This is a genomic window from Gracilibacillus sp. D59 (assembly GCF_052246695.1).
GTDB lineage: Bacteria > Bacillota > Bacilli > Bacillales > Amphibacillaceae > Gracilibacillus.
On the sequence record NZ_JBQQCK010000005.1, the window covers coordinates 106,601 to 132,346 of the forward strand.

Genomic DNA, 25,746 nt, shown 5'->3' on the forward strand with positions numbered 1-25,746 from the left:
TGCTTACAACAATGAATTTATTAAACTTGCAATCTCATTACTTCGTTGTATGCATCCACCATTTTTTTCTGAACTTCTACACCAGTTTGTAGCATGATACTTGCTTTTTGCGCTGTTATCATTACATCATGTAAGTCATCAATTTCACCTTTGGCAAGTGCTTCTGTTTTTTGGTCTGACTCGTGCTGTGCTTTATTAATACTTTCAATAGCTTGTTTGAAGCTATCGGCAAATTGTTGTTGAGCTTCTCCTACTGTCTGCTTTTTATTTACGGTTTGAATAGAATTTGGCTGTATATTTTCTATCGAGTAAATATTCATTTATGTATTCACACCTTTTTTGTATTATTTACCAATTTCCAAAGCTTTCATTAGCATTGTTTTCGAAGCATTTAAAGAGGTAATATTTGCTTCATATGACCTTGTGGCACTCATCATATCAACCATTTCTTTTAACGGATCCACATTAGGCATTTCTACGTAGCCATCGTCATTTGCATCTGGGTGATTAGGGTTATAAACTAACTTGAATGGTTCTTCATCTTCTATAATTTGAGATACCTTCACGCCATTACCAGTACTTTCCGCTCCGTGAGTAGCCCGATTGAGAACAGATGAAAAACTTTGATCTTTAGGACTAAATACTGTCATTTTTCTTCGGTATGGTTCATATTCCCCCTCCGCATTAACTGTTGCTCTTGTTGTATCCACATTTGCAATATTAGAAGAGATCGTATCCATTCTAAGACGCTGAGCGGTCAGACCACTTGCACTAGTATTGATCGCATTAAATATTGACATGATTAACTACCTCCTCTGATGACACTTTGTAAGCTTTTAAATTTTCCATTAATTCGATCTACTAATCCCTGGTAGTAAATTTGATTTTTAGCTAATTCCGTCATTTCTTTATCGATATCTACATTGTTTCCGTTGTGATTGTACATTGTATTACGGTCTGTTGTTATACTTATATTAGATCTATCAGATGAAAATGGAACATGTCGTTCGTTCGTTCTAGTTGCTTGAAACTGACTAGATAATTCATTTTTTAACACATCATTAAATTGAACTCGTTTCGCTTTGTAATTAGCTGTGTCTACGTTCGATATATTATTCGCTATCGTTTTATTTTTTACAGAAGCGTACTGAAGTGAATTTTCTAGAGTCTGAATAGTCCCTTCAAATAAAGACATAAAATATCCCTCACTTTTTTTAGATTAAACCGTCATAAAAACTCATTATCTATCGAATATTGTAAAGTAAATGGTCTCCACTGTCTATGACTTATTGTCATAATCTGACTAAAGTAGTGTATGTTTTTTATTAAACTAGGACTTTTGACTTATATTTTATTAGCACACCTTGTTATTCTTTGTTTATTTGTGTCGTATTAAGTCTTTAGGAATAATACATATTCCGTAATAAATTATAGTAAATTAAAAAAAATCTCCTCGATTAAAATGAGGAGATCTTTTTTTAGATATTTTGGTGTTTTAGTTCATTTAAAAATTTATTATTTAATACTTTTATATACGTTCCTTTCATCCCTAACGATCTTGATTCAATGACACCTGCACTTTCTAATTTTCTAAGTGCATTTACAATAACTGAACGAGTTATACCCACACGATCGGCTATTTTACTCGCCACTAGTAAACCTTCATTGCCATCCAATTCTTCAAAAATATGTTCAATAGCTTCCAGTTCACTGTATGATAATGAACTTATTGCCATTTGCACCACTGCTTTACTGCGAGCTTCTTCTTCAATTTCTTCTGTTTTCTCATGTAAAATTTCCATCCCTACTACGGTCGCACCATACTCTGCCAGCACTAGATCACTCTCATCAAAACTTTCTGATAAGCGACTTAAGATAAGCGTCCCAAGTCGCTGACCACCACCAATGATCGGCACAATTGTTGTTAATCCATGCTTAAACAAATCACGATTTTCTACCGGAAAGGCCGTGTATTCACTATCGATATCAATGTTAGTTGTTGTTGACGTAATATTAAATAAATTATCTGTATAGGTTTCAGGAAATTGTCTTTCTTCTAACATCTTTTTCATTCGTTCATTTTCAATCTGTTGGTTAATAGCGAATCCTAATAATTTTCCTTTACGACTAACAATAAATATATTTGCTCCAATAACATCTCTTAACGTTTTCGACATATCAGTGAAATTAACCGATTTACCTTTCGTTTTTTGAAGCATAGCATTAATTTCTCTAGTTTTATCTAATAATTGCATATGTTTTTCACCATCCATTATTATAAAATAAATTGACTTAAATCTTTATTTGTAGCTATTGATTTTAATTTGTCATTAACATAGTTTTCTGTTATTTCAATATTGCCAATTCCAATATCAGAAGCCTCATATGATAGTTCTTCCAATAATTTTTCCAATATAGTGTGTAATCTTCTTGCTCCTATATTATCCGTATCCTGATTAACTTCAAAAGCTATTTCTGCTAGTCGATTAATTGCTTCTTTTGTAAATGAAATAGTTATTCCTTCTGTTTCTAACAATGCTTTATATTGCTTTAACAATGCATTGGAAGGTTCTGAAAGTATACGTTTGAAGTCAGATACAGTTAATTTTTGAAATTCTACACGTATTGGAAAACGCCCTTGCAATTCAGGAATTAGATCAGAAGGTTTCGCCATGTGAAATGCCCCTGCTGCAATAAATAACATATGGTCTGTCTTCACCGGACCATATTTCGTAACAATTGATGATCCTTCTACAATCGGTAATATATCACGCTGAACTCCTTCTCTTGATACATTTGCTGATTGTTCTTGTTTTACTGCCACTTTATCCATTTCATCAATAAAAATAATCCCTGTTTGCTCTGCTTTTTCAATCGCTTGTTGCGTCACATCATCCATGTCAATAAGCTTTTGAGCTTCCTGATGGGTTAAAACTTTTCTTGCTTCTTTTACTGATAAGCTTCGTTTCTTTTTCTTTTTTGGAATTAATTGCCCTAATGCATCTTGCATATTCATTCCCATCTGTTCCATTCCCGAACCTTGTAACATGTCAAACATATTCGGTGCTTGTTCCTCCACTTCGATCGTTACAGTACGATCTTCTAATTCACCAAGCTCTAATAATTTTTTAGTTTGTTGTCTTTGTTGCTTAATATTTTCTTTTTCTTGTGAATCATTCGTTTCTTCTGCATTGTTTTGTTGTTGGTTCGAGTTTAAGAAAATATCGAATGGATTTTTTGACGAAGTCGTTTTCTTTTTTGACGGTACTAGAATCTCCACAAGTCGCTTATTTGCTAATTGCTCTGCTTTTTCTTGTACTGTTTCCATTGCCTCTTCCTTAACCATTCTTACTGCTGTTTCGACCAAATCACGAACCATTGATTCTACATCGCGCCCGACATAGCCTACTTCGGTATACTTGGTAGCTTCAATTTTAATAAAGGGAGCTCCAACTAATTTAGCCAATCTTCTTGCTACTTCCGTTTTACCGACTCCCGTAGGACCTATCATTAATATATTTTTAGGAACGATCTCATTTTTTAATTCTTCCGGTAATTGCATTCTTCGGTAACGATTTCTTAAAGCAACTGCCACCGCTTTTTTAGCATCCTGTTGTCCAATTATGTACTCATTTAAGCTTTCGACAATTTGTTTTGGCGTTAATTTAATAGACACGAGCATTACACATCCTTTCTTAATCCAATTCTTCTAAAACTAGCTGGTTATTTGTAAAAACACAAATTTCCCCTGCGATTTCAAGTGATGCTTTTGCAATTTCTTTTGCATCCAAGTCTGAAGCATGTTTTTTTAACGCTCTACCTGCACTTAAGGCATAATGACCACCTGAACCGATTGCAAGAATTCCATCATCAGGTTCTATCACTTCACCAGTACCTGAAATTAATAAAATTTCTTTTTTATTCATTACGATTAACATTGCTTCCAGTTTTCGTAAATATTTATCACTCCGCCAGTCTTTTGCTAGCTCAACAGCAGCTCTTGATAAGTTTCCATCAAATGTTTCAAGTTTAGTTTCAAAACTTTCAAACAGCGTAAATGCATCTGCTACAGAACCAGCGAAACCTGCTAAAACTTGATCTCGAAATAGCCTTCTTACTTTTTTTGCTGTATGTTTCATGACCACTTGATTTCCAAATGTCACCTGTCCATCTCCACACATTGCAGATTTACCATTGTGCTGGATTGCAAATATCGTGGTCGCATGAAAAGAATCCATTCAAATTCCTCCTATCGTTTTGCTCTTGGATGAGCTGTTTTATAAACATTACTTAATCGATCTTTTGAAACATGTGTATATATTTGAGTGGACGATAAATGAGAATGTCCCAATAATTCTTGCACAGCCCTTAAATCAGCACCATTGTCCAATAGATGTGTAGCGAAGCTATGTCGTAATTTATGAGGATGAATATGTAAAGTTATTGCTGCTTCGTCCACCAATTTATTAATGATTAATCTTACCCCTCTTGCTGTCAACGGATTTCCTCTGGCATTCAGAAATAAAACGTTTTCCGGATGACTTTTCTCAGTAATTAATAATGGTCGACTTTCCTTCAAATAAAGTTGTAAAGCATGTTTAGCATAGTCACCGAAAGGAACATACCTTTCTTTGTTACCTTTACCTGTAACAAGAATTGTTTGCAGATCGTAATCAATCCTGTCTAATGTCAATTGAATACATTCACTAATACGAACTCCTGTACCATATAAAACTTCCAATATAGCAATATTTCGTTTGCCAAGTATAGTACTTTGATCAATCGATTCAAAAAGCATTTTCATTTCTTCTTGATAAACAAATTCGGGGATCGTATGAGCTGCTTTCGGTAAATGTAAATGAACGAAAGGATTTTCTAACACCATTTGTTCTCTCAGCAAAAACTTATAAAATGACCTTAATGTGGAGATACGTCTATTGATCGACCGTTTAGACAGATCTTTTTCATATAGGGTAGTTAAATAAGTACGAATAACACTATAATTTACATCTTGTAAAGACTGAAGATTCTCAGAATTTAAAAAATCAAAAAAATCAGCAATATCTTTTTCATATGCTTCAATTGTCAGTTTGGATGCATTTTTTTCGATTTGTAAGTAGTCTAAATAAGCTAGCCAATATTTAAAAAAGTTCATAAGTCACCTCTAAATGCGTTAAAATATTAACACAATAGATTCAAGTCTGCAATTAAATTTGCAAAATTGTCATTACTTTCTCCATCATTACATTGATTCCCTTTTCATAACTGCTTTAAACACAATGTACTAATTAACAGCCATCATTATTAGATTCTTTGAAAATTTTCTGTGTTATTTTTATATTAACATTGTTAGATATTTTTAAAAACGCATAAGAAATTTTATTTATTCAAACCCCACTCTAGATCAATACTGCTAACCCTTCTTGGGTGACAGTTATCTGCTTCTTTAACTAAAGGAGTTCTCCTACAAAACTAGTCATAAAAAAGGTGATTCCATTGATTGGTTCGGAATCACCTTTTTAAGCCAAGGTCTCCTAAAAGTACATTTTGGAAACTTTTTTGGATTCATTAACCTTGGGCTTCTTCTTTATAGTCACATGATGCACATTGAACTTGTGCTTTCTTCTTTGATTTCTTCTCGACTAACATATTGTTACATTTCGGACAGTCTCTTCCAACTGGTTTATCCCATGAAATAAACTCACAGTCAGGGTAATTGTCACACCCATAAAATGTTCTTCGTTTCTTTGTTTTTCTTTCAACAATATTTCCGTCTTTACAATTAGGGCATTTTACACCTATTTCTTTTAAAATCGGCTTCGTATTTCGACAATCAGGAAAGTTAGAACATGCTAAAAACTTACCATAGCGGCCCATTTTATAAACCATTTCATGACCACATTTTTCACAGTCAATGCCTGCCGGTTCATCACGAATTTCTACTTTCTCCATTTCCTTTTCTGCCTTTTGTAATTGTTTCTCAAACCCTGAGTAAAATTGGTCAATAATTTTTACCCATTCTGTTTTTCCCTCTTCGACAGCATCTAAATCACCTTCCATTTTTGCCGTGAAGGTGACATCAATAATTTCAGGGAAAAATTCCTCTGTTAATTTGATAACAATTTCGCCTAACTCCGTCGGGATAAACCGGCGATTATCAAGAGCAACATAACCACGTCTTTGAATGGTATCTAATGTAGGAGCATACGTTGATGGTCTACCGATTCCTTTTTCCTCCATTGTTTTTACTAACCTTGCTTCTGTATACCTTGGAGGTGGCTGTGTAAAGTGTTGATTCGGTGTTATTTTTTCAGTTTTTACGGTTTCGCCTTCTGTTAAATCAGGTAACCATTTGTCTTTTTGCTTTTCCTGATCGTCGGAGCCCTCAATATAAACTTCCATAAAACCTTTAAACTTAATCTTAGAACCTGTCGCTCTAAACTCCACACCTTGATTGGTTAAATGAACTGTCATCGTATCCATGACAGCCGGCGCCATTTGACTAGCAATAAATCGTTCCCAAATTAACTTATATAATTTAAATTGATCTCTTGATAATACCGATTTTAGTGAACTTGGACTTCTAAGTGCGTTTGTAGGTCGAATTGCTTCGTGTGCATCTTGTGCACCTTCAGCATTTTTGGCTTTTCTTGCGAAACCTGCAAATTCTTTTCCATACTTATTTTCAATATATTGTCGGGCTTGAGTTTTTGCAGTATCCGATATTCTTGTGGAATCTGTCCGCATATACGTTATAAGACCAGTAATACCGCCCTCGCGTTTTCCTAGATCAATACCTTCATATAATTGTTGTGCAACCATCATTGTTTTTCTTGCTCTGAAATTAAGCTTTCTTGCTGCTTCTTGTTGTAAAGAAGAAGTTGTAAATGCCGGTGATGGGTTGCGTTTTCTTTCTCGCTTATTAACTTTTTCCACTAAAAAGTCATTACCTTTTAATAGTGCTAAAATGTTATCTACATCTTCCTTGGAATGAAGCGGCTTTTTCTTGCCATCTATTCCATAATAAGCACCTTCAAATAATTGTCTTCCTTTTTTAAAGTTAGATTCAATACTCCAATATTCTTCTGGCTTAAAGTTTTTAATTTCATTCTCGCGGTCAATAATCATTTTAACTGCAACAGACTGAACACGTCCGGCACTAAGCCCTTTTTTAACTTTTTGCCAAAGTAGTGGACTGATATTATAACCAACTAATCGATCTAAAATTCTTCTCGCTTGTTGTGCATCTACTAAATCCATATTGATTGTTCTTGGATGTTTAAAGGAATCTTTAACTGCGTCTTTTGTGATCTCATTAAACACTACACGACACTCTGAATCCAAGTCAATATTTAAACTGTGTGCCAAATGCCAAGCTATCGCTTCTCCTTCACGGTCAGGGTCGGCTGCTAGAAAGATTTTATCCGCTTTTTTTGCAGCGGTTTTTAATTCTTTTAATACAGGACCTTTCCCTCGAATGGTTATATATTTTGGCTCATAGTTGTTTTCAACATCAACACCAGTCTGACTTTTTGGCAGATCCCTTACGTGCCCCATAGATGCTTTCACTTTATATTTTTTTCCTAAATATCTTTCAATAGTTTTGGCTTTTGCCGGTGATTCAACAATTACTAGATATTGTGCCATATTACTTACACCCTCCCAAGAGGCAAAATCAATTCGTATTAATTCATATTATAAATGTTTGCTATTGGATATGATAAATCTTCCCTATTATTAAATACTTTGTTAGTGTTTGTCAAACAAAGCATTAAAAAAATTGCATAATTAATCAATTATTATTACTCTAAAGTTCTTTGTTTCAGATGATATTCTTCTAAAATATCATTGCTTGTTTGAACTAACTTCGCCCCATCTTTTATCAGTTGATTACACCCAGAGCTTGTTTCCGCAAGTACAGACCCTGGAACGGCAAATACTTCTTTTCCTTGCTCTAATGCCTGATCGACTGTAATTAGAGTACCACTTTTCTCTTTCGCTTCAATTACAAGGGTGCCGAAGCTTAGTCCACTTATAATTCTATTTCTCTCGGGGAAATGATATTTTCTCGGAGCTTGATCTGGAGGATATTCCGATATAATTAAATCTTGCTTTGCAAGTTGTGTAAATAACGTAAGGTGCTGCTTGGGATATATATGTTCAAAACCACTTCCTAGTACAGCTATGGTGGGACTTTGATGTTGTATTGCCAACTGATGGGCGAATCCATCAATACCGACAGCCATACCGCTTGTAATAAGAAAATCGTATTTAAATAATGGAATGAGAATATTGGCCATAATCGACCTAGCGAATTTTGAAGGATATCTGGTACCTACGACACTGAGGTTAGGTGTATGCGAAAGTAATCTTGGATTACCATGGAGGTATAAAACTAATGGAGGGTCTGGAATTTCTCTTAAACTTACAGGGTAATCTTTACTATAAATCGTTAATACTTGGTATGTCTCTACGTAATGTACGATTTTTTGTTTGATTGACTTATTCTGCAATTTTTCCACAATAAAAAATGCCTTTTTGTCATAGATTTGAAATTTTTCTTTCCATTGTTGTACGTCCCATTTGTACATTTGTTCAAATTCAGGATCCTCATTCATCACTTTCCTTATAAAATTACGATTCGTTCCTATAATGCAATGCAAATGAATTAATCGCCATTCTTTTTTTTCCATTCATATATACACCTCTTTAATATAGAAATAAGCTGAGAATCTTCTCAGCTTATTTCAAAATTTTTAGTGTGTTTTACATTTATCATAAAGTCCTTTGTCTTTTAATACTTTAATTAACGTCTCACCCATAACAGAAGGCGTTTCAGCTACTTCAATACCACAAGCATTCATTGTTTTAATTTTTTCTTCAGCGGTACCTTTTCCACCTGAAATAATCGCACCGGCATGGCCCATACGTTTTCCTGGTGGTGCTGTAGCACCGCCAATAAAGCCAACTACTGGTTTTTTCATATTTGCTTTTACCCATTCAGCTGCTTCTTCTTCTGCCGTACCACCTATCTCACCAATCATCATAACCGCTTCTGTCTCCGGATCTTCATTAAAGGCTTTAAGCGCATCAATAAAGTCAGTACCGTTTACAGGGTCACCACCGATACCAACTGCTGTAGACTGACCAAAACCATTTTCAGATAATTGATGAACTGCCTCATATGTTAAAGTACCAGAACGGGAAACAACACCGATATGGCCTTTTTTATGAATGTATCCTGGCATAATACCAATTTTACATTCTTCAGGTGTAATGACACCTGGACAGTTTGGCCCTACTAATCTTGTTTTCTTACCTTCCATGTAACGTTTTACTTTGACCATATCCATAACAGGAATATGCTCTGTAATACAAATTACGAGGTCTAATTCAGCATCAACCGCTTCTATTATAGCATCAGCAGCAAATGGAGCTGGTACATATATAACTGAAGCATTTGCGCCTGTTACATTTACAGCTTCCGCAACTGTATTAAATACAGGTACCCCTTCAACTTCAGTACCACCTTTTTTTGGTGTAACCCCACCAACAATTTTAGTCCCATATTCTAGCATTTGTTTTGTATGGAAAAGTGCTGTTGAACCAGTAATACCTTGAACAAGCACTTTGGTATCTTTATTGATAAAAACACTCATGTAAATGGATCCTCCTTTTTCCTTTAGAGATAAATTTATGCTTCATTAACAAGTGCAACAATTTTTTCTGCACCGTCTGCCATTGATTCAGCCGGTGTAATATTCAAGCCAGAATCAGCTAAAATTTCTTTACCAGCATCTACATTTGTTCCTTCAAGACGTACTACTAAAGGAATGGTTAAACCAACTTCCTTTGTTGCTTGGACGACACCTTCTGCAATAACATCACATTTCATAATTCCACCGAAAATGTTTACAAAAATACCTTTTACGTTGTCATCCGATAGAATTATCTTGAAAGCTTCTGTTACTTTCTCTGCAGTTGCTCCGCCTCCAACATCCAGAAAGTTAGCCGGATCTCCACTATAATGTTTGATAATATCCATGGTTGCCATCGCAAGACCAGCACCGTTCACCATACATCCAATATTTCCATCCAGTGCAATATAACTTAGGTCATATTTGGATGCTTCGATTTCTTTTTCGTCCTCTTCATCTAGATCGCGATATTCAACAATATCTTTTTGACGAAAGAGGGCATTATCATCAAAGTTAAGTTTAGCATCTAATGCTAAAACATTACCATCACCTGTCGTAACTAACGGGTTAATTTCTGCAATGGAACAATCTTTTTCGACAAATACTTGATACAATCCCATCATAAATTTAACCGCTTTCGACAAGTATTCTGCTGGAATATTAATATTGAAAGCAAGACGTCTCGCTTGATATGGTAACAAGCCAGTAACTGGATCGATCACTTCTTTAAAGATTTTTTCGGGTGTTTTCTCTGCTACTTCTTCGATTTCTGTGCCACCTTCTTCAGATGCCATCATTGTCACACGTGAAGTAGCACGGTCCAGAACAAGGCCGATATAGTATTCTTTTTGGATGTCACAACCTTCTTCTATCAGTAAACGCTTTACTTCTTTTCCTTCTGGTCCCGTTTGATGTGTTACTAATGTTTTTCCTAAAATTTCATCTGCATATGTACGGACTTCATCGATATTTTTAGCTACTTTCACACCGCCTGCTTTTCCTCTTCCTCCAGCGTGAATTTGAGCTTTTACTACCGATACTGCTGAACCTAATTGTTCTGCAGCTTCGACAGCTTCATCAACTGTGTATGCTACTTTTCCGTTAGGTACTGCAACACCGTAACTGCGCAAAATCTCTTTGCCTTGATACTCGTGAATATTCATCTTTCATCCTCCCATCAATTAATCACTGCATTCTCATTGTATAAAAAAGTGCCTTCAATTGTCTACAAAAGACTATGAATATTTCTAGCTTTTTTCTAACAAGGTTGATAGATGAACTATTTCTTTGCTGCTTTTTGGTCTATTTGATAGATATATGCAAACACTTCCGCTACTACCTGGTATAATTCCTCTGGTATTTGTTCATTTATATTTAATTCCGATAATAATTCTACAAGAGAGGGATCTGATTGAATTGGGATGTTGTTTTGTTTTGCTCTTTCCATAATCTCTTCCGCTACATAGCCTTTACCAGTAGCGGTTACTTTTGGTGCAACATCCGTTTCCGTATCATACTGCAAAGCTGCTGCGCGTTTTCGATATCTTTTCTGTTTCGTCATATCCGCAAATCAATCCCCTCTCTTTTAATAGGCTTATAAACCGTTTGATTGGCATTTGTGGTCCCTTGCTCTTTATCTGATAATGATTTTTGTGTAACAGAAGATAATTGATAATTTAAATCGGAAAGTTTTTCTTTTAATGTCGGCGTAAAGGCATCTATTAAGGATTTTATATCCTGTTGATCATTGTATACCGAAATATGTACAATTCGTTTTTGAATCGACATAGTAATCATGGTCTCGCCTAATGTATGCAAATGAAGATGAAACAACACACGACAAAATTCCGGATCAATCTCGTCACTATTCTGACCATTTTTCCCTTCAAATTGCATGCGAATGTCCTTTGCTAAGCCAAATCGCTCCCCAGGAATTTGAAAACTTTGTTGGGATATTACTTGTTCATCTTGAAGCATATTTATCTGCATTCCTGTTAAGCTTTGAATCAACCGTTGCATCTGATTATTTGACAGATCTGGGTTTTGTTGATTAGCTAATATCAGATTTTGCTTTAAAGAATATTCCAGTTCTCTTGTTTGAATACTTGAATGTTCACTTTGATGTAACACTTGTCGGACAATCTGCAAAAACTGTTCTTTGTTTATTGCTTGGTAACTAGCTTCTAATGATAGCAGTACTTGCCGAACTACCGATTGCTCAGATTGAGGTATTTGTTGTACATTGATTCGTTGCAAAATTTCCGCTGCTTGTTGATTTTGTGCCACTGTTGGTTGAGCTTGTCCAATCCACTGCTGGATCAATTGCCGATCTTGTTGGGTCATTCCTGTCATCGTTGATTGTAAAAAATGACTTATAGAATTAGTCATAGTATTTGTACGGATTTGTTGTGCTAATTGCGATTCATCTTGAATCCCACTAATTTGCAAAAAATGCTTCATCGTATGATAAAACTGATCTTTAACGGAGAGCAAGGAAGGGTTTGTAGCATCCATTTGTAGCATTAAAGATCTAACAAGGTTTTGATCAAGTTGTGACAATTGTTGTCCATTCAACTGTTGTAAAATCGAAAGGACTTGTCGCTCTTGGCTCACATTTGTTTGTGTGGATGGCTGTAACCATTGTTGAACCAATTGTTGGTCTTGTTTTGCTATTACTTGCATGATCTTTTGAAAAAATGGTTGTTGTTGAACAGCAGCTTTAAATGTATTAGTAACTGCTCCTTGCTCGGTTAATTGGCCAAAACGTTGTAAAAATGATTGAAATGCTTGTCGTTCTCCATCTCGGAATGGCAATTGTTGCTCTAGTATTTTATTTAGTTGCTGTATGATTTCCTGTGTTTGATTATTGCTTAAGCTATTTCCTTTTATTAATTGTTGTAAAAATGATGATTGCTCAGGTATTACCTTAGCCATTACCTGTTCTAGTAATGGCTGATTTTTACTCACAAACTGTTGTAACATCGATTGAGCGTGTGATGGTGATGAAGAACCAAACAGTGAAAGTTGTTGCTGCAATTGAGATAATAATGGATTACTCTGAGTAATTTGTGCTATTTGCTGTTGTAATTGGTTGATTAGCGTACTTAATTGTGATGATTGAAATGCTTGTAAACTTCGAAATACTTGCTCTGTTAATGGTAAATTTTGTTTTGTCATCATTGCAAGCAACTTACGGTTGGGACTATTTCCACCAAATTGCTCTAGCAGTTTAGCTAATGCTTGTCCCTCTTTATATGTAAACGGTATATTTTCACTAACTAGGTGTTGTATGAAAGTTTTTAATTGTCGGTTATTGTTTAATCCGAGTTGCTTAATTAATTGATCACTTACCGACCTGTTATTTGAAAGGGGCGCATCACTTATTTTTTTTAGTCGAATCACATCACCTATAGATGTGACTTGAAAGAGATAGTTTTGCTTGGAGGCCAATGCTGTTTCCAACTGTGCCACCACTTGTGATCCGCCTAACTGGATTGCTGCTCTTTGATTTGGATATAACTCTAGTACTTTTCCTGTCAGCATTTGTCCAGGTTTTAGAGTATTTTGTGTGACATTCATACGTGTATTTCCAGAACGTAATACGTTCGAAAAAGAATGAATGTTTCCCATTTAGCTATCTCCTCTCTAATAGAGATTTCAGAAAACTTTTCCGGTGATAAGGAGTTAAACCTTGCCCATTTATTGCATTTAAATGCTGTTTTGTGCCATATCCACTGTTTTGATCAAAAGCATATAAAGGATATTGCTGATGTAACTTTTCCATCATTTGATCACGCGTAACTTTTGCAATAATACTGGCTGCAGCAATCGAAATACTTTTTTGGTCCCCTTTAATAATTGCGTCACTCGGTACTTTTAATTGCTCTAGGTTCACTGCGTCTATGAGCACATGGTCTACCCGTTCTAACTTCCTTAGCGCTTGATACATCGCTTTTTTAGATGCTTGTAAAATATTAATCTGATCGATTTCTTCAGCATCTACTATGCCTATAGCATAGTCAACTGCATACTTTGTAATATATTGATAAAATAACTCTCGTTTTTTCTTTGATAATTTTTTGGAATCATTTATTCCTAATAATTGAAAATCACTTGGTAAGATGACAGCTGCTGCCACAACAGGTCCTGCTAACGGTCCTCTTCCAACCTCATCCACGCCTGCAATATATGTACTGCCGTTCTTCCATAACAATCGCTCATACTGACTCATTCTTTCAAATAGATCTTGCTGGGCTTGAGCCTCTTGTTGTCGTTTTTCATATTGATTTATTAATGCTTGTACTCCTTTTCGCTCGTCTTGGTACAAAACTTGTAACACATCTTCTGTAGGATTTTCTTCTGTTAAATAATGTTTAATTTGGTTAATCGTCCATTTCTCTGTCATTACTATAAACCTCGTTTCCTAATTTATCGGCATTTTTTCAAAAAAATAAAGAATTATCATTACTTCATCCATCTAATAATCAAAGAGAAGTAGATAAAATGAATGCACTTATCTCTAATCAGAACAAAAGAAAGCAAATCTAAAGTATAACTTCGCTGTTTATGTACTTTTCTTTTAATACAAAAAGTATACACACGTTTCTTTAAGATGGAAACGGGGGTGTATACTTTTCTGATCGCTTTATAAGTCTGCCTGCGCTTGTCACTATTCCGGCTGTTCAAGCGTTATACTTCCTAGTCTTCCTGACCGCAAGTCTTGGAGAATGATATCCGCTGTCTTTTCAAAATTCACTCTTCCACCTGACTCAAGGATGCCTCTAAGTTTACCGATGTGTTCAAATATTTCGCTCATATCCTCCATATCTTCTGTTATTTGATATCGTTCCTTTAATACAGACGGATATGTTTCTTGTAAGTATTGAATCACAAACGCTGCTACATCTTCTATCGGCAGCAACTGATCCTTGATTGTACCAATAGATGCAAGACGATAGCCAACAACTTGTTCCTCAAATTTCGGCCAAAGAATTCCAGGTGTATCCAATAATTCGAAATCTTTTTTTACTTTTATCCACTGCTGGCTTTTTGTTACACCTGGTTTATCTCCTGTTTTAGCTATCTTTTTATGAACTAACCGATTAATTAAAGTCGACTTCCCTACATTCGGAATGCCAATTATCATTGCACGTGCAGGTCTCGGACGAACCCCTTTTTTCTTTAAACGTTCCATCTTCTCTTTGGCCATATCCTTTGCCTTTTGAATAACATGCTGTATATCTTTACGATCATTCACATTCACTGCTATAGCAACCATTCCTTGTTCCGAGAAATGACTCAGCCAAGCTTTAGTCGATGCCTTATCAGCCAAGTCATCCTTCATTAACACAATCATTTTTGGTTTTTGATTTAAAATTTGTTTTAATAGAGGGTTTTGTGATGAATGAGGTGCCCTTGCGTCTACTAATTCAATCACAAAATCAACTAATTTTAATTTTTCTTGTACCTCTCTTTTGGCTTTAGCCATATGTCCTGGAAACCATTGTATTGTCATGTATCCACCTCTTATTCTGCTATGTTAATCTACGAAGCCGATTTTATCCACTGGCCAATATGTCACACTAGCAATTCCTACTAATTGATCCATCGGTATGAATCCTAGATGTCTACTGTCTGTTGAATTAGGTCTATTATCTCCTAAAACAAATACATGTCCCTCAGGAACTTCTTCAGCATTGCCAGGGATATCTTTCAACGAAAAATTTGCTGTGTAATTAGATTGGTCATTTGCTATTTCCTCATCAATAAATGGTTCTTTTACTGGTTGTCCATTAATATATAACTGATCATCTTTATAGATAATAGAGTCACCTGGCAAACCAATCACCCTTTTTATGTAATCCTTCTTCGCCGTAGCATGAAAAACGACAACATCAAAACGATCTGGTGCACCAAACATTAAACTTATCTTATTCACTATAATTCGATCGTTATCCTCTAGATTTGGTAGCATAGATGGACCTTCAACTACAATAGGTACCGCGATAAACATGCGAAATAAAATCACGATCAATCCCGTAATAACAATAGTTTTTATCCAATCGACCCAGTCAACCTTTTTATCAGCCATGAAAAGATCCCTTTCCTTATACACTCCAGGTGCTTCTAAAATATTATATAGAAGAAAAAGGAGCCTGACAATGCAAGCTCCTTTTCACACGATACTCATTAGCGAATTTCTTTAATACGCGCAGCTTTACCACGTAGGTTACGTAGATAATAAAGCTTAGCACGACGAACTTTACCACGACGTGTTACTTCGATTTTATCAATTCGTGGTGAATGCACAGGGAATGTACGTTCAACCCCTACACCGTAAGAAATTTTACGAACTGTAAATGTTTCACTAATACCACCGTTTTGGCGTTTAATGACAACACCTTCGAATACCTGAATACGCTCACGGTTACCTTCCACAACTTTCACGTGAACTTTTACTGTATCACCAGCACGAAACTCAGGTAAGTCAGTTTTTAGTTGGTCTTTTGTAATTTCCTCGATTAATTTTTGCATTCTGTTACACTCCTTCCAAACCAATGCTCTTAACGAATTACACGGCAGCGGAACATCGTTTATTCACCTTAAGCGTTCACTTAAGCACAACTATCAATATAGCATATCAACAAAGGGAATTCAACTATTTTCTTTTGAAGTTTCCCATTCTTTTATCCATTTCTCTTCTTTTTCCGTTAACTGCAGATTTTGTAATAAATCTACTCTTCTAAAATAAGTTCTCTTTAACGCTTCTTTTCTACGCCATTCTTCAATATGAGCATGGTTTCCTGACAACAAAACATCAGGGACTTTTAAACCACGAAAATCAGCCGGTCTTGTATAATGGGGATGCTCTAATAAACCAGTCGAAAAAGAATCCTGAACAGCAGAATCCTCGTTACCCAGTACATCTGGTAACAAGCGGACCACACTGTCAATCACGACCATAGCACCTAATTCACCACCTGTCAGCACATAGTCACCAATAGATATCTCATCCGTTACAAGCTCTGTTCTTATTCGTTCATCATAGCCCTCGTAATGACCACAAATAAAGATTAAATGTTCTTCTTTTGCAAGTTCTTCTGCTTTCTTTTGCGAATAGGTTTCTCCTTGAGGGCACATTAAAATAACCCGAGGTTTATCAGACGTATTTTTTTCTATTGCCTCAACTGCATCAAAAATAGGTTGGGGCTTCAATACCATACCTGCGCCACCACCATACGGATAGTCATCTACTTTGTTGTGTTTATTATCTGTATAGTCTCGGAAATTTACAAAATTGTACTGAAAAGCACCTGTCTCATGTGCTTTTTTTAAAATCGAAGATTGAAAAACCCCTTCAAACATTTCCGGAAACAATGATAAAATATCTATTTTCATCAGTCTAATAACCCTTCCATTGGTTCAATTTTAATCTTCTGGTTTTCGATATCTACTTTTTTCACTACATCTTCAATATATGGGATTAAATATTCCTTCCCTTTTTGTTTCACTACCCAAACATCATTTGCGCCAGGTGAAAGTATTTCTTTTACCTTCCCAATTAATTCACCTTCCGTTGTTTCTACCTCACAACCAATAATCTCATGATAATAAAATTCATTGGCTTCTAATTCGGTAAGCTGGTCTGTATTAATAACTAACAGTGATTCTTTGAAATGTTCTACATCATTGATATTGTTAAAACCTTCAAAATGCAACAAATCAAAATTTTTGTGCACACGATGACCATCAATCGTAACGGGTTTTAATTTCTCCTCTTCTTTTTCTTTAATCCATAATGTAGTACCAATTTCGAAACGTTCCTCGAAATCGGTAATTCGTACTACTTTTACTTCTCCTTTTATACCATGAGTATTGACAATTTTCCCTACCTTTAAATAATTCATTTATTTAATACCACCTGTTATGTAATTTTCGTAATCATGCCATCTTTTACAATAATGGATTTGTGTTCTGTTAAGTCGTCCCAGTTCATACCTTCTTCAATATCAATAACTGCTTCGACTTCCCCATCATTAATTTCACTTCCGGTTGGTAATATCTCCAGTTGTTCGAGTTTGTATTTATACCATTTTATATGGTCTTTGCGATTAGATAATTCTTTTTTGAACTTAGCCGCAATATCTGCTTTTTTGTTGGCTGAGCGTTGTTCTAATTTTTTTTGTTCAAATTTTAATTGTTCACATTCCTGTTCGAGTTTGAAAATTTTGAATTGGTATTCTTCTCTTAGTTGTTCTTTACTTTGATCCGTTACTATTTTTTTGACGGCAACTTTTTTAATTATTTTCATCGTTTCAGCCTCTCTCCCATACCTATTAAAGAGCATGAAAACACCTAACAAAAGAATAGCACGCCACCAAACCAAAGCGCAAGTATACACTAGATAACTCGCACATATAATCTCCTCTCACCTGATTCATAGTAGATACAAACTGCGAAGTAATGAATATTTAAAATTGCTTCCTTCTATCTTAGTTTTTGATGAGTGCAAGCATACGCTACGGCAAGATACTTCGCTTTCCACGGGCACGGCCTCAGTCTCCTCAGAAAACAAAGGGCGTTTTCTTGCGGGGTCTTCGGACACGTGCTGGTCCCGTAGGAGTCTCCGTATCTTGCCTCCGCTCTGCGTAGTGTGCTGATTTTTGAAAGAGGTAATACACGGGAATTAGTTTCCGAGTACTCCCACTTTAAAAAGATAGAATAATGTTATTAGTGGAGGCAGAATACGGAGACTCCTGTGGGAACTCACGCGAGCTGAAGATCCACTTGGTAAAGCGGTCTTCTTTACCAAGTTAGCTGAAGCCGTGCCCATGGAAAGCGCAGTATTCTGCCGGAGCGGTGCCATGGCACTCCCTTCAAGAAAGATTGGGAGAAAGCAAGTCCATGAAAAGTTATTGCGCAGTTTATGTTTTCGGCGCTTTATCTAAGCTTTCTGCTAAAAAAAGAGGGGGCTATTAGCCTCCCTCTTTTTACATGATATCTAAATAGATTTTTTTATTAGATTTCATTCCAGCTGCATAAACAACTGTTCGTATTGATTTGGCAATGCGGCCATTTTTACCGATCACTTTACCTACATCATTTTCATGAACTTGCAGGTGATACACAATTTTGTTTTCCTCTTCCTTTTCGGTAACAACAATTTGCTCAGGATGATCGACTAATGGTTCCACAATAGTTTCAATCAAAGATTTCATCGAATCACATCACTTTATTATTGATTTTTTGATTCGTGGAATTTCTTCATGATGCCTTCGTTTGAGAATAAGTTACGTACCGTATCACTTGGTTTCGCACCTTTTGTCATCCAATCAAGTGCTTTATCCTCATCTAATTTCACTTCAACCGGATTAACTACCGGGTTATATGTTCCAATTTGTTCGATAATACGTCCATCACGTGGTGAACGAGAATCCGCAACTACGATACGATAGAATGGATTTCTTTTAGAACCCATACGCTTTAAGCGAATTTTTACTGCCATGCTTAACACCTCCATATAAATATCTCTCACACAAGATAGAATTGTATCAGATTTATTTTAGTCTGTAAAGTGTTTTTACCTTACATAAACGGAAAATTAAATCCTTTTGCTTTTTTTCCTTTTTTCCCTTTCTTTCCTTGTTGCATATTTGTCATTTGTTTCATCATTTTCTTCATTTCTTCAAACTGCTTCAATAAACGATTCACTTCTGAAACAGAGCGTCCTGAACCTCGTGCTATACGTTTACGGCGACTTGCATTAATCACACTTGGGTCCTCACGTTCTTTCGACGTCATCGATTGAATAATCGCTTCTACATGGGAAATTTGCTTTTCATCAAAATCAACATTTTTGAGACCCTTCATTTTATTAGCGCCAGGTATCATATCTATTAACTCATCAAGTGGTCCCATATTTTTCACTTGTCCCATTTGTTCTAGGAAATCGTCAAAGGTAAAGGAAGCAGAACGCATTTTTTCTTCTAATTCTTTTGCTCTTTTTTCATCAACATTTTCTTGTGCCTTTTCAATTAACGATAACACATCGCCCATCCCTAAAATTCGGGATGCCATTCGTTCTGGGTGAAACACTTCTATCTCATCTAATTTTTCACCCATACCGGCAAATTTGATCGGTTTATCTGTTACGGCTTTAATCGATAAAGCCGCACCACCACGTGTATCGCCGTCAAGCTTTGTTAATACAACACCAGAAACATCTAATTGTTCATTAAAACTTTCCGCAACATTAACTGCATCTTGCCCAGTCATTGAATCAACTACTAAAAAGACTTCATCCGGATTAACATTTTGTTTAATTTGGATCAATTCATCCATTAATTCATTATCCACATGAAGACGTCCGGCCGTATCAATTAGGACATAATCTAAATGTTCCTCTTTTGCATATGCCATTGCTTTGTTTGCAATATCTACCGGATTTGCATCAGTTCCTTCTGAATAAACCGGCATATCCAATTGCTTACCCAAAGTTTCAAGCTGATCAATTGCTGCTGGACGGTAAACATCAGCGGCAACTAATAATGGTTTACGATTATATTTTTTTCGTAATAAATTGGCTAATTTACCTGTCGTAGTTGTTTTACCAGCACCTTGCAAACCAACCATCATGATCACAGTTGGCGGTTTATCGGCAACTGCAATCTTACTTTCATCGCCACCCATAAGTGCTGTTAACTCTTCTTTGACCACTTTAATTACTTGCTGGCCAGGAGTTAAGCTTTCCATTACTTCCTCGCCAACTGCACGTTCTTTTACTTTCTTAATAAAATCTTTTACGACTTTAAAGTTTACGTCTGCTTCTAATAAAGCTAAACGTACTTCTCTTGTCATTTCTTTCACATCTTGTTCAGTTACTTTACCTTTTCCCTTAATTTTTTGAATGGTATTCTGCAGGCGGTCGGCTAAACCTTCAAATGCCATACTATACGCCCCCTATTCGATTTCAGTAATCTGCTCTACTTTTTCTTTTAATTCTCGATCATTGTTTTCTTCAGCTAAAGCATATAATTCTTGTAGTAAGGCTTGTCGCTTCAAAAACTTTTGATAAAGACCCAGTTTTTCCTCATATTCTTCTAGCATATGTTCTGTTCTTCGAATGTTATCATAAATTGCTTGTCTTGATACATTGGATGTTTCCGAAATTTCACCTAGAGAAAAATCTTCTACATAATACATCTCCATATAATTTCGTTGCTTTTCAGTCAGCAATTGTTGATAAAAATCATAAAGAGCGTTAATCCTTGTCGTTTTTTCTAACATCATAAGGACACCTCGTTAAGTAAAATACCTTTACACTTTAGTCTAATCGCCTTAAAGTAGCACTGTCAAGTTTTGAGACTATTCTTCTTCTAATAAATCTGCAAATAAACCATATACAAAAGCGTGTGGATCAAAAGTTTGCAAGTCAGTCACTTTTTCCCCAAGCCCTACTAATTTTACCGGAGTACCCAGTTCATTTCGGATCGCTAGGACTATTCCACCTTTGGCTGTACCATCTAGTTTTGTTAATACTATACCAGAAACATCTGTTGCTTGTGAAAAAGTTTTAGCTTGGCTTAATGCATTTTGTCCTGTTGTTGCATCAAGCACAAGCAATACTTCATGAGGTGCATCAGGTACTTCACGTTCAATAACTCGTTTTACTTTTGCTAACTCATTCATTAAGTTCACTTTATTCTGCAAACGACCTGCCGTATCACAAAGTAATACATCAGCATTGCGAGATTTCGCTGCTTGGATTCCATCGTAAATAACAGCTGCCGGGTCACTGCCTTCACTATGTTTAATGACATCAACACCAACACGTTTGCCCCATTCACTCAACTGTTCTATAGCTCCAGCACGGAATGTATCACCGGCTGTTAATAATACATCTTTACCTTCTGTTTTTAATTGATGAGCTAATTTGCCAATCGTTGTAGTTTTACCAACTCCGTTAACCCCAACAAAAAGGATAATCGTTAAATCATCTTTCTGGATATTTAATGACGTATCTTCTGGCGCGTCATCATCTCCTCGGTAAATTTCGACCAGCTTTTCTGAGATTACTTCTTTTACTTCATTGGTATCTTTAATATTTTGTCTTTTCACTTCCAATTCGAGCTCTTCAATTAATTCCATCACGGTTGATACACCAACATCAGCTGCGATCAACACTTCTTCAAGATCTTCAAAAAACTCCTCATCCACTTTTCGATAGCGAGCAACTAAATCATTGATTTTTTCAGAAAATGACTTCCTTGTTTTACTTAAACCTTCTTTATACTTATCTGATACTTCTTCTTGCTTATCTGTTGCTTGAAATTTATCCTTCAGTTTTTTCAAAAAACTCACTATTCTTCCTCCTCGCAACTTATGCTTCTAAAAGCTCTGGCGCTTCTTCTAATTTTACAGAAACTAAACGTGAAACACCTGATTCCTGCATGGTAACACCATATAAAACATCAGCTTCTTCCATTGTACCTTTTCTATGTGTAATCACAATAAATTGGGTATGTTTACTATAATGTTTCAAATATTGAGCAAATCGTGTCACATTCGCTTCATCTAGAGCTGCTTCCACCTCATCCAATACACAGAACGGAACAGGGCGGACTCTTAATATTGAAAACAGTAATGCAATGGCTGTTAATGCTCTTTCGCCACCAGATAATAAACCTAATTGTTGTAACTTTTTACCTGGAGGCTGCGCAATAATATCTACACCTGTCTCTAATAATTGATCAGGGTCAGTTAGCTTTAATTCAGCATGTCCCCCACCAAATAAACGTTGAAAGACTACCGTAAATTCTTCTTTTATTTGCGAAAAAGTTTCATCAAATCTTCTAGTCATCTCTTCGTCCATTTCCGCAATAATTTCATATAGTGTACGTTTTGCTTCCACTAAATCGGTTTGTTGACTTGTGAGAAACTCATGTCGCTCCTTAATTCTATCATACTCTTCAATTGCACCTATATTAACGGTACCTAATTCTTCAATTGATTTTTTAATTAATTTAACTTGCTCTTTCGCCTCTTCCAGATTGTCAGGTTGAGGATAATCCGCTTTGGCTTTTTCAAAAGTTATACTGTATTCATTCTCCAGTAATTGAAGGCGATTTTCCAGATCAAGATCTAACCGATTTCGCTCGATTTCAATTGACTGGATTTCCTGTTGTAACTGATATTCTTCTTTCTTAGCTTGCTTAAGCGAGTCATCTAAAGTAGTAACTTTTTGTTGTGTTTCGGATCGATGTTCACGCAATTCTTGTAAATCTTGCTGCAACGTCGCTTTTTCTCGACGTTTATTACTAATTTCTTCGTCAATTTCTTCTTCTGTTTGTTGACTATTTTTCATCTCTATTAATTGCTGTAATTGCTTCTGTTTTCCTTCAATTGTCTCGGAAATTTCAGATATTTCGATTTCCGACTTAGCAACCTTTTCCTTTTGGTTAGAAAGCTGACTTCTAAGTTCTGCTTGCTCGACATGCAGTTTTTGTAATTCTTGTTTCAGTTGTTCTTCTTTTGCTTCAAAATTTTGGTGCTGATCAGTCAGTTCTTCAATTTCGTTATCAAGGTTGCTTAATTTTGATTGTAATTCACCTAGATCATGCTCAATTTGCTCCAGTTGCTGTAGCAAAAGTTTTCGATCTTCTTCTTGTTGCAACTTGTCTTGATCATAGATCGATAATTGATCATTTAAATGTTCTAAAGACAATTTCCATTCTTTATAGTTACTTTGATGTTCTTGATACGTTTTTCGAATTTCTTCTAGTTGATGAAAACAATTGTCTTTTTTCGCTTGTAAATTTGCTAGTGCGTCTTTTTGTTCTCGGATTTGTTTTTCATAATCCGTTACTCGAGCTTGGTATTCATTATATTTAGTCGTTAATGTTTTTAATTCACGGTCTCTGGTAAATAACGATTGATTATTTTTCTTTTTTGCACCACCAGACATCGAACCACCAGGATTTACTACATCTCCATCCAGTGTCACAATCCGGAATCTTCGTCCAGTTTTCCCAGCAAATTGATTAGCCGCACTGAGTGATTTAGCGATAATAACATTACCTAACAATGCTTGCATTACTGGTTGATAAGTGGAATCAAAACGAATTAAGTCTACAGCCACTCCGACAAACTCTTCTTCTTGCTCCAGCATTTGTAACAAATTTGATGGAATTTGTTTTGGTTTCATTGCGTTTATTGGTAAAAACGTTGCTCTACCCTTATTCGTTTTTTTCAGCCAGTGAATGGCATCGCGTGCTGACTTCTCCGAATCAACTACAATATGTTGGGCTTGAGCTCCTAGAGCAGTCTCCATAGCATCCACTAATTGATCATCAAATTCTATTAATTCTGGTATTGCACCATGAATACCTGTTAATTTTTGTTGTTCCCTAGCTTTCAAGACTTCTTTTACACCAAAATAGAATCCTTGAAAGTCCTCCTTCAAGTCCTCAAGCATTTCCTTTTTAGACTTAAGGTTTTCAACCATCTGATAACCTTTATATAATTTTTGCTGCATATCGTCCAATAATTTTGACTCAACCGTAACTTTTCGCTCCAACTGTTCGTGCTCTGATTGGAGTGTATGTAATTGTTCTTCATCTTGTTTACATTTTTCTTCTGCTTCACGTACAGATTGCTTTAACTGGAGACGTTCATCATGAAGATTCTCCCATTTGGAGGACTTTGCATGTTGTTTTCCTTCCATTTTCTCCAATTGTTGCTGAATAGAGCTTTTCTCATTACGCTTTGCTGCCTGTTCATTTAAAAATTCAATATAATCACTTTTGAGTGTTTCGATATCGTCTTCAATTGTATTTTTACCTTTTTCTAACTGACCTTGTATTTCGCTTATTTTTTGTGATAATTGATGACTATTTTTTTTGTACTCACTAAGTCTAGCCTGTTCATCTTCTAAGCTGTTTAAAAGTATTACTTTTTTGTCTTCCGATTCTTTTATTTCCTGTTCCAGTTTATCTTTGTTTTCTTGAAAATGCTGAAGTCGTTCATGAAATATCTTTTTATTACCTTCAAGGCTCTCTAACTTCTGCGTTTCTACAAGTAGTGTTTCTTGTAGACTTGTAATTTGCTCATCCATTTTTTGTATCTGTTCTTTTAATTGATCACTTTCCGTCTCTCTTGTTTCAACCCATTGTTGTTTTTCTTTTAAGGCATATTGTTTTGTATCTATCTGCTTTTGTGAAGTTTCCCATTTTTCATTTAACTGTTCAATTTCTTTAGCCAACAAACCCACTTCAACATTGGTCAATCGTTCTTTTTGTGCCAAGTACTCTTTAGCGATCGATGCTTGTTGTTCAAGTGGTTCTAACTGGCCGTCTATCTCATAGATTATATCTTCCACACGATTTAAATTTTCTTGTGTTTCTGCTAATTTATATTCGGCTTGTTTCTTTCGATTTTTATATTTTAAAACACCTGCCGCTTCTTCAAAGATAACTCGTCGTTCCTCTGATTTTGAGCTTAATATTTCTTCTACTTTACCTTGACTAATTATGGAGAAGGCCTCTCTTCCCAGTCCTGAATCCATAAAAAGTTCGGTAATATCTTTTAATCGGCAAGGTTGCTTATTCATTAAAAATTCACTTTCACCGGAGCGATAAACTCGACGTGTGACACTAACCTCTTGGTAGTCAACAGGTAGTTTGTTGTCAGAGTTATCTAACACAAGTGTCACTTCAGCTACGTTTAACGCTTTACGTGTATCACTACCTTGGAAAATAATATCTTCCATTTTAACACCACGTAATGACTTTGCTGATTGTTCGCCAAGTACCCAACGGATCGCATCTGTAATATTACTTTTTCCACTGCCATTTGGGCCTACGACGGCTGTAACACCAGGTACAAATTCTACTTTAACTCTCTCAGCGAAAGATTTAAATCCAAGTGTATCTAATTGTTTTAAATACATGTTTAAAACTCCTATTTATATCATCTTACCAACATAACATGTATGTTGATGGTAATTTATCCTTTGCATTTCAACTTATTTATTTTATCATAAAGAATAGAG

General features: G+C 35.7%; 26 protein-coding genes. All 26 read right to left on the bottom strand.

Annotated elements, in window-relative coordinates; genetic code table 11:
• Nucleotides 1-20: 20 nt before the first annotated feature.
• Nucleotides 21-320 carry a flagellar hook-basal body complex protein FliE gene (gene fliE / locus ACTWP4_RS10510; RefSeq protein ID WP_443128716.1) on the bottom strand — a complete coding sequence of 100 codons (300 nt, stop codon included), beginning with the start codon at nt 318-320 and terminating at the stop codon, nt 21-23.
• A gap of 24 nt (nt 321-344) precedes the next feature.
• Nucleotides 345-800, bottom strand: coding sequence for a flagellar basal body rod protein FlgC (gene flgC / locus ACTWP4_RS10515; RefSeq protein ID WP_443128717.1), 456 nt, complete (start codon nt 798-800; stop codon nt 345-347).
• 2 nt (nt 801-802) lie between these two features.
• Complete coding sequence (flgB, locus tag ACTWP4_RS10520; RefSeq protein ID WP_443128718.1) at nt 803-1,195, bottom strand: flagellar basal body rod protein FlgB; 393 nt, start codon at nt 1,193-1,195, stop codon at nt 803-805.
• A 283-nt stretch (nt 1,196-1,478) separates the two neighbouring features.
• The gene (gene codY, locus ACTWP4_RS10525; RefSeq protein WP_443128719.1) at nt 1,479-2,255 is read right to left on the bottom strand and encodes a GTP-sensing pleiotropic transcriptional regulator CodY; all 777 of its coding nucleotides are present in this window, start codon (nt 2,253-2,255) and stop codon (nt 1,479-1,481) included.
• Between the two features lie 20 nt (nt 2,256-2,275).
• A complete protein-coding gene (gene hslU, locus ACTWP4_RS10530; RefSeq protein ID WP_443128720.1) occupies nt 2,276-3,676 on the bottom strand; it encodes an HslU--HslV peptidase ATPase subunit in 1,401 nt (466 codons plus the stop codon).
• Between the two features lie 19 nt (nt 3,677-3,695).
• Nucleotides 3,696-4,238 (bottom strand): ATP-dependent protease subunit HslV, encoded by a 543-nt coding sequence (gene hslV / locus ACTWP4_RS10535; protein ID WP_443128721.1) that lies wholly within the window; start codon nt 4,236-4,238, stop codon nt 3,696-3,698.
• 11 nt (nt 4,239-4,249) lie between these two features.
• The gene (xerC, locus tag ACTWP4_RS10540) at nt 4,250-5,155 is read right to left on the bottom strand and encodes a tyrosine recombinase XerC (protein ID WP_443128722.1); all 906 of its coding nucleotides are present in this window, start codon (nt 5,153-5,155) and stop codon (nt 4,250-4,252) included.
• A gap of 413 nt (nt 5,156-5,568) precedes the next feature.
• Nucleotides 5,569-7,647, bottom strand: a complete 2,079-nt coding sequence (gene topA / locus ACTWP4_RS10545) for a type I DNA topoisomerase (RefSeq protein WP_443128723.1) — start codon at nt 7,645-7,647, stop codon at nt 5,569-5,571.
• Nucleotides 7,648-7,802: 155 nt separating this feature from the next.
• Complete coding sequence (dprA, locus tag ACTWP4_RS10550) at nt 7,803-8,693, bottom strand: DNA-processing protein DprA (protein WP_443128724.1); 891 nt, start codon at nt 8,691-8,693, stop codon at nt 7,803-7,805.
• Between the two features lie 63 nt (nt 8,694-8,756).
• Nucleotides 8,757-9,659 carry a succinate--CoA ligase subunit alpha gene (gene sucD / locus ACTWP4_RS10555; RefSeq protein WP_443128725.1) on the bottom strand — a complete coding sequence of 301 codons (903 nt, stop codon included), beginning with the start codon at nt 9,657-9,659 and terminating at the stop codon, nt 8,757-8,759.
• Nucleotides 9,660-9,694: 35 nt separating this feature from the next.
• On the bottom strand, nt 9,695-10,861 hold the full coding sequence (sucC, locus tag ACTWP4_RS10560) for an ADP-forming succinate--CoA ligase subunit beta (protein ID WP_443128726.1): 1,167 nt from the start codon (nt 10,859-10,861) through the stop codon (nt 9,695-9,697).
• 116 nt (nt 10,862-10,977) lie between these two features.
• Nucleotides 10,978-11,259, bottom strand: a complete 282-nt coding sequence (locus tag ACTWP4_RS10565; RefSeq protein WP_443128727.1) for an EscU/YscU/HrcU family type III secretion system export apparatus switch protein — start codon at nt 11,257-11,259, stop codon at nt 10,978-10,980.
• The gene (locus tag ACTWP4_RS10570; RefSeq protein WP_443128728.1) at nt 11,256-13,328 is read right to left on the bottom strand and encodes a hypothetical protein; all 2,073 of its coding nucleotides are present in this window, start codon (nt 13,326-13,328) and stop codon (nt 11,256-11,258) included. Before ACTWP4_RS10570 ends, ACTWP4_RS10565 begins: the two co-directional genes overlap by 4 nt.
• A gap of 4 nt (nt 13,329-13,332) precedes the next feature.
• A complete protein-coding gene (locus ACTWP4_RS10575) occupies nt 13,333-14,103 on the bottom strand; it encodes a ribonuclease HII (RefSeq protein ID WP_443128729.1) in 771 nt (256 codons plus the stop codon).
• A 264-nt stretch (nt 14,104-14,367) separates the two neighbouring features.
• Nucleotides 14,368-15,213, bottom strand: coding sequence for a ribosome biogenesis GTPase YlqF (gene ylqF / locus ACTWP4_RS10580; RefSeq protein ID WP_443128730.1), 846 nt, complete (start codon nt 15,211-15,213; stop codon nt 14,368-14,370).
• Nucleotides 15,214-15,237: 24 nt separating this feature from the next.
• On the bottom strand, nt 15,238-15,789 hold the full coding sequence (gene lepB, locus ACTWP4_RS10585; RefSeq protein ID WP_443128731.1) for a signal peptidase I: 552 nt from the start codon (nt 15,787-15,789) through the stop codon (nt 15,238-15,240).
• A 98-nt stretch (nt 15,790-15,887) separates the two neighbouring features.
• On the bottom strand, nt 15,888-16,232 hold the full coding sequence (gene rplS, locus ACTWP4_RS10590) for a 50S ribosomal protein L19 (RefSeq protein WP_443128732.1): 345 nt from the start codon (nt 16,230-16,232) through the stop codon (nt 15,888-15,890).
• 120 nt (nt 16,233-16,352) lie between these two features.
• Complete coding sequence (trmD, locus tag ACTWP4_RS10595) at nt 16,353-17,096, bottom strand: tRNA (guanosine(37)-N1)-methyltransferase TrmD (protein ID WP_443128733.1); 744 nt, start codon at nt 17,094-17,096, stop codon at nt 16,353-16,355.
• On the bottom strand, nt 17,096-17,605 hold the full coding sequence (gene rimM / locus ACTWP4_RS10600; protein ID WP_443128734.1) for a ribosome maturation factor RimM: 510 nt from the start codon (nt 17,603-17,605) through the stop codon (nt 17,096-17,098). Before rimM ends, trmD begins: the two co-directional genes overlap by 1 nt.
• 17 nt (nt 17,606-17,622) lie before the next feature.
• The gene (locus ACTWP4_RS10605) at nt 17,623-18,009 is read right to left on the bottom strand and encodes a YlqD family protein (RefSeq protein ID WP_443128735.1); all 387 of its coding nucleotides are present in this window, start codon (nt 18,007-18,009) and stop codon (nt 17,623-17,625) included.
• Nucleotides 18,010-18,688: 679 nt separating this feature from the next.
• Nucleotides 18,689-18,916, bottom strand: a complete 228-nt coding sequence (locus ACTWP4_RS10610) for a KH domain-containing protein (protein ID WP_443128736.1) — start codon at nt 18,914-18,916, stop codon at nt 18,689-18,691.
• Between the two features lie 17 nt (nt 18,917-18,933).
• Entirely contained in the window at nt 18,934-19,203 is a 270-nt protein-coding gene (gene rpsP, locus ACTWP4_RS10615; RefSeq protein ID WP_018932699.1) for a 30S ribosomal protein S16, read from the bottom strand.
• A gap of 80 nt (nt 19,204-19,283) precedes the next feature.
• Entirely contained in the window at nt 19,284-20,645 is a 1,362-nt protein-coding gene (ffh, locus tag ACTWP4_RS10620; protein WP_443128737.1) for a signal recognition particle protein, read from the bottom strand.
• Nucleotides 20,646-20,657: 12 nt separating this feature from the next.
• Nucleotides 20,658-20,984 (bottom strand): putative DNA-binding protein, encoded by a 327-nt coding sequence (locus tag ACTWP4_RS10625; RefSeq protein WP_443128738.1) that lies wholly within the window; start codon nt 20,982-20,984, stop codon nt 20,658-20,660.
• Between the two features lie 78 nt (nt 20,985-21,062).
• On the bottom strand, nt 21,063-22,058 hold the full coding sequence (ftsY, locus tag ACTWP4_RS10630; protein WP_443128739.1) for a signal recognition particle-docking protein FtsY: 996 nt from the start codon (nt 22,056-22,058) through the stop codon (nt 21,063-21,065).
• A gap of 19 nt (nt 22,059-22,077) precedes the next feature.
• Complete coding sequence (gene smc / locus ACTWP4_RS10635) at nt 22,078-25,644, bottom strand: chromosome segregation protein SMC (RefSeq protein WP_443128740.1); 3,567 nt, start codon at nt 25,642-25,644, stop codon at nt 22,078-22,080.
• Between the last annotated feature and the right edge of the window lie 102 nt (nt 25,645-25,746).